Raw genomic sequence first — 4,945 nt, 5'->3', positions numbered from 1 at the left:
CGAGGCCCGCGAGGTCATGCTGGAGGTCGCTGCTGAGGAGCTCGAGGTGGACGCGGGTGACCTCGAGACCGACGGCAGCGGGTACGTGCGGCTCAAGGGAAGCTCCGAGACGAAGATCCACGTCCAGGACATCGCGCTGGCGGCTCACTTCAAGCACGGCAGGACCATCTCCGGACGCGGGATCTTCCTCAAGGAGCGGAGCTATCCGGTCCCCGAGACCGGAGAGATGGATCCCGACTCTTGCCAGGCGCACGCGTGCACCGTCGCGGAGATCGAGGTCGACGACGAGACCGGTGTCGTCACCGTCCTGTCGCTGCACAACGCCTACGAGATCGGTCGCGCCCTGAACCCGGCGATGGCGACCCAGCAGGTGGAGGGTGGCGCCTGGATGGGTGTCTCCCACGCGATCTTCGAGTCGACCGAGCCCTACTACCCCGCCTCGCGGGCCCACGGGCCGATCGACTTCTGCGAGTACCTGATGCCCGGTCCTGCCGAGACCCCGGTGCAGACCAGCGTGATTCTCGAACGTCCTGCGTCGAACGGCCCCTTCGGCGCCAAGGGCATCGGCGAGATGACCGCCAACGCGCCGATCCCGGCCATCGCGAACGCCATCTTCGACGCGTGCGGCGTCCGGTTGACGACGATGCCGTTCACCCCCGAGTCCATCCTGCGTGGGCTCGATGCGCTGCGCGCCGGTGAGCCGGCCGCGTGATGCCGCTCGACCACGACACGATCAGTCGCCGGCTGATCGAGCGCAAGTACTTCGCCGACGAGGGGCTGCTGACCGCCGTCCGGTTGGCGATCGCCCTGGGGCGACCGCTGCTGCTGGAGGGGGAGCCCGGGGTCGGGAAGACCGAGATCTCCCACGTGCTCGCGAACTTGCTGGGCAGAGAGCTCATCCGTCTCCAGTGCTACGAGGGGATCGACGCCTCGCAGGCGTTGTACGAGTGGGACTACCCCAAGCAACTGCTCAGCCTGCGCACGGCGGAGGTCGAGGGCGCGGCGGTGGGCGACCTGTACTCGGAGGAGTTCGTGCTGGAGCGGCCGCTGCTCCGGGCACTGCGCAGCCCGGAGGGCGCCGTGCTCCTCATCGACGAGATCGATCGGGCGGACAGCGAGTTCGAGGCGTTCTTGTTGGAGTTCCTCGACGGATTCCAGATCACGATCCCCGAGCTCGGCACGGTCACCGCTGTGGTGCCGCCCGTCGTCGTGCTCACCTCGAACCGCACCCGCGAGCTGCACGACGCGCTCAAGCGGCGCTGCCTCTACCACTGGATCCCGTTCCCGGACCCCGCGCGGGAGCGGGCCATCGTCGAGGCCCATGCACCGGGCCTGAGTGCACGCAGCGCCACGCAGCTGGTCCGGTCGGTCAACATCGTGCGTTCCCTGGGCCCGATGAAGCGTCCCGGCATCGCCGAGTCGATCGCCTGGGCCCAGGGCTCCCTCGCCCTGAGGGAGGAGGGCACCGCCTGGACCGAGGCGCTGCAGGCCTCCCTGGGACTGCTGGTCAAGAACGAGGAGGACGTCGTCCTGGTGACGACGCATGCAGATGAGGTCTTCGTCGATGACGATCGATGACGCTCGCGGCGCTGAGACCGTGCCGGAGCCGCGGATCGTCTCGCGCACGCAGGACCACCTCTTCGGGTTCCTCCGCGAGCTGCACGCCCAGGGGCTGAGCGTGCCTGCCAACAAGCAGCGGGACTTCCTCGCCGGGATCGACACCATCGCACCCTCCACCACCGGACAGCTCTACTGGGTCGGCATGGCCAGCCTGGTGACGTCGGAGTCCGGCCGGCACGCCTACGACGAGGTGTTCCAGCGGTTCTTCGGCACGACGTCCGATGCGCTCGTGGCGTCCGATGAGCCGGTGGACGAGACCGACCAGAGCGAAGACCAGGACGAGGAGCCGACGAGCGCCTCAGGTCAGGACGACGCCGAGGACGTGGTGGTCGACGACGCGGGGGGTTCTGGGCTCATGGCGAGCCGCACCAGCCCGGAGACCCCGAAGCGGTTCGCCGCGACCGATGCTCGCTCCCTCGAGCTCATGCGGCAGATCCGTGGCGAGCTCACCCGCGCGGTCCCGAGAACCCGGTCACGCCGGCGCGTCCCCGGCACGCGGCGCCACCGGGTCGACCTCAGGGCGGTGTACCTCGAGTCGCGTCGTACGCACGGTGAGATCGTCCAGCTCCGGTGGCGTCATCGGCCCTCGCGGCAACGGCGCATCCTGCTGCTGGTCGACGTGTCCGGCTCCATGAAGCAGTACGGCCCCGACTACCTGCGGTTCGCCCACACCGTCGTCGGCACGTGTGACCGAGCCGAGGCTTTCACCTTCGGGACCCGGTTGACGCGGGTGACCCCGACCCTCCGGATCCGCGACGTCGACACCGCCCTGAGCGCCCTCGCCCGGACCGTCCTGGACGCCGACGGAGGCACCCTGATCGGCGAGAGCCTGCAGGAGTTCCTGCTCGACGCCCACTTCGTCACCATGGCCCGCGGCGCCCTGGTCGTGGTCCTCTCCGACGGGCTCGAACGCGGCGACTGCACGGCGATGGCCGCGTCCGTCCACCGGCTCTCGCAGCTGGCCCACCAGCTGGCCTGGTGGTCGCCGCTGGCCTGCGACCCCGACTACCGGCCGCTGACCCGCGGTATGGCGGCCGTGCTCGGTGACCTCGACACCCTGGCTGGTGTCCGCGACCTGGCGACGGCACTGGTCGACGTACGACACGGGTTCGGCCGCGGGCCGCAGACACGCCTTCGAGAGGAATTCCATGCCTGACGGATCGCTGTACACCGGGGACGTCGTGGACTCCCATCATCACGTCTGGCGTCGGGACGACATGCCCTGGCTCTCGGGGCCCATGGTGCCGAGGATCTTCGGTCCCTACGAACCCATCCAGCGTGACTACCTGATCGAGGAGTACCGCGCGGACGCGACCTCGGCAGGCATCCGCACCTCGGTGTACGTCCAGCCGAACTGGCCGATGGACCGGGTGGTCGACGAGGTCCGCTGGATCGCCCAGCTGCACGAGCAGACCGGATGGCCCACGGCGATGGTGGGCTGTGCCGACCTCTTCTCCCCGGATGCCGTCGAGGTGATGCTCGCCCAGCAGGCGCTGAGCCCCCTGGTGGTGGGAACGCGCCTGCAGCTGCATTGGCACGAGCGCCCCGAGTTCCGGTTCGCCGACAGCCCCGACCGCATGAAGGACCCCGTCTTCCGTCGCAACATCTCGGCACTGCGCGACCTGGGCTGGCTCTTCGAGCTCCAGGTCTTCCCGGGCCAGGCGCACGACGCCGCCGAGCTGGTCGCCGAGAACCCCGACGTCGCGTTCGTGCTCGTCCACGCCGGCATGCTGACCGACCGCGACGACCCGGAGGTGCTCGCGCAGTGGCGAGCGGGGATCCGGGAGCTCGCGGCCTGCACCAACGTGGTCGTCAAGCTCACGGGCCAGGGCACGTTCGTCCACCGCGTGGACGTGGAGCTGCTCCGGTTCGTCGCGGACGAGGTGCTCGGGAGCTTCGGCTCGTCGCGCGCCATGTTCGGGACCAACTTCCCCGTCGAGAAGCTGTGGACCTCGATGCCGGAGCTCACCCACGCGTGGAAGCGCGCGGTCGGTCACCGCACCGCCGAGGAACAGGCCGACGTCTTCTCCCGCACGGCCCGCAGGGTCTACGGACTCGGAGAGCCCCGTGCGTGACATCCTCCCCAACCTCGAGAGCTGGATGGCCGACGGCTTGACCTTCGCCATCGGCACCGTCGTCGGCACCTGGAGCTCAGCGCCCCGTCAGCCGGGCGCCTCCATGGCCGTCCGCACCGACGGCGAGGTCATCGGCAGCGTGTCAGGGGGATGCGTCGAGGGCGCCGTGTACGAGGAGTGCCGGGAAGCCATCGCGTCCGGCGAGCCGCGCCTCGTCCGGTACGGCGTCTCCGACGACGACGCCTTCTCGGTCGGGCTCACCTGCGGCGGGATCCTCGACATCTTCATCCAGCCGGCCGACGAGGAGCGACGGACCGTCATCGAGCAGATCGCCGAAGCCGTCCGGGCACGACGCCCGATCTGCGTGGCGACCGTCGTGGCCGGCGACCGCATCGGTCGGCACGTCCTGGTCACCCCCGACGACGTGCTCGGGTGGCTGGGTGACGGCCGGCTCACCGACGCCGTCGTCGACCACAGTCGGGGGCTCCTCGCGCGCGGCGCCAGCGGCACCATCACCCTCGGCTCGCACGGCGAGCGCCGCAAGGACGAGCTCTCCGTCTTCGTCGAGTCGTTCGCCCCGCCACCGCGCCTGATCGTGTTCGGCGCCATCGACTTCGCCTCGGCCGTGGCCCGGATCGGCAAGTTCCTCGGTCACCACGTGATCGTGTGCGACGCCCGTCCCGTCTTCGCCACGGCCACCCGCTTCCCCGAGGCGGACGAGATCATCGTCGACTGGCCCCATCGCTTCCTGGAACGCGCCGAGGTGGATCGGTCCACGTCGCTGTGCGTCCTGACCCACGACCCGAAGTTCGACGTGCCCCTCCTCGTGGCCGCACTGCAGACGCCCGCGGCGTACATCGGGGCGATGGGCAGCCGACGTACCCACGAGGACCGGCTCCGCCTGCTCCGCGACGAGGGCGTCTCGGAGGAGTCCCTCGCCCGGCTCCGGTCTCCCATCGGGCTCGACCTGGGCGCCCGCACCCCCGAGGAGACGGCCGTGTCGATCGCGGCCGAGCTGATCGCCACGGCCTGGGGCGGGTCCGGCCGGGCACTCACCGACACCGCCACGCCGATCCACGCACCCGCCTCTACCTGAACCGTCACCCGAGAAGAGAGTACGGCACCTGCGCCGGACCTGACCGCACCACCGATTCTCATCGAAAGGACCACTCATGGCCCACTTCATCCTCACCTACGGCTACCACGACACCCCCCTGCGCGCAGAGCACAGGCCGGACCACATGGAGCAC

The 4,945-nt window shown here is 70.0% G+C and carries 5 protein-coding genes; all 5 read left to right on the top strand.

The features are described from left to right. Nucleotides 1-712, top strand: a 712-nt coding sequence (locus ELR45_RS27945; protein WP_205857399.1) for a molybdopterin cofactor-binding domain-containing protein, incomplete at its 5' end; no start/stop codon positions are given. After that, nucleotides 712-1,578 carry an AAA family ATPase gene (locus ELR45_RS27940; protein WP_129669251.1) on the top strand — a complete coding sequence of 289 codons (867 nt, stop codon included), beginning with the start codon at nucleotides 712-714 and terminating at the stop codon, nucleotides 1,576-1,578. The genes ELR45_RS27945 and ELR45_RS27940, both read left to right, overlap by 1 nt. Beyond that, on the top strand, nucleotides 1,565-2,776 hold the full coding sequence (locus ELR45_RS27935; RefSeq protein WP_165368165.1) for a vWA domain-containing protein: 1,212 nt from the start codon (nucleotides 1,565-1,567) through the stop codon (nucleotides 2,774-2,776). The genes ELR45_RS27940 and ELR45_RS27935 overlap by 14 nt, the downstream gene beginning before the upstream one ends. Continuing rightward, on the top strand, nucleotides 2,769-3,695 hold the full coding sequence (locus ELR45_RS27930; RefSeq protein WP_129669249.1) for an amidohydrolase family protein: 927 nt from the start codon (nucleotides 2,769-2,771) through the stop codon (nucleotides 3,693-3,695). Before ELR45_RS27935 ends, ELR45_RS27930 begins: the two co-directional genes overlap by 8 nt. Further along, complete coding sequence (locus ELR45_RS27925) at nucleotides 3,688-4,791, top strand: XdhC family protein (RefSeq protein WP_129669248.1); 1,104 nt, start codon at nucleotides 3,688-3,690, stop codon at nucleotides 4,789-4,791. Before ELR45_RS27930 ends, ELR45_RS27925 begins: the two co-directional genes overlap by 8 nt. Nucleotides 4,792-4,945: the final 154 nt, after the last annotated feature.

It is taken from the genome of Phytoactinopolyspora endophytica, from assembly GCF_004138495.1.
GTDB classification, from domain to species: Bacteria; Actinomycetota; Actinomycetes; order Jiangellales; family Jiangellaceae; genus Phytoactinopolyspora; species Phytoactinopolyspora endophytica.
This window is presented reverse-complemented; position numbering and strand designations above follow the sequence as displayed.

What these genes read in the sequence shown, in the direction of transcription:
- ELR45_RS27940 (WP_129669251.1), top strand. Translation starts at nt 712, where the DNA reads ATGCCGCTCGACCACGACACGATCAGTCGCCGGCTGATCGAGCGCAAG.
- ELR45_RS27935 (WP_165368165.1), top strand. Translation starts at nt 1,565, where the DNA reads ATGACGATCGATGACGCTCGCGGCGCTGAGACCGTGCCGGAGCCGCGG.
- ELR45_RS27930 (WP_129669249.1), top strand. Translation starts at nt 2,769, where the DNA reads ATGCCTGACGGATCGCTGTACACCGGGGACGTCGTGGACTCCCATCAT.